Source organism: Paraburkholderia sp. BR14320 (genome assembly GCF_040948665.1).
Classification (GTDB): Bacteria; Pseudomonadota; Gammaproteobacteria; order Burkholderiales; family Burkholderiaceae; genus Paraburkholderia; species Paraburkholderia youngii.
Window position 1 is genome coordinate 1 of sequence record NZ_JBFPKG010000411.1, and the last position, 232, is coordinate 232.

At 64.7% G+C, this 232-nt stretch carries 1 protein-coding gene; it reads left to right on the top strand.

The features are described 5' to 3' along the window. On the top strand, positions 1 to 232 hold a 232-nt coding region (locus AB3X89_RS40855), incomplete at both ends, for an IS3 family transposase (RefSeq protein WP_368588129.1).

The following is a 232-nucleotide window of genomic DNA, read 5'->3' on the forward strand; positions in this document are numbered from 1 at the left end:
ATCGCGCCGTCGACGTACTACACGCATGTGGCCCGCCGCGCCCATCCTGAGCTGGTGCCGGCGCGGGCCCAGCGCGACAGGATGCTCAAGGATGAGATCCGGCGCGTATGGGAAGAAAACTTCCAGGCCTATGGCGTAGACAAGGTCTGGACGCAATTGAAGCGCGAAGGCATTGTCGTGGCGCGCTGCACGGTCGAGCGGCTGATGAAGCAGATGGGCCTGCGCGGTGTGG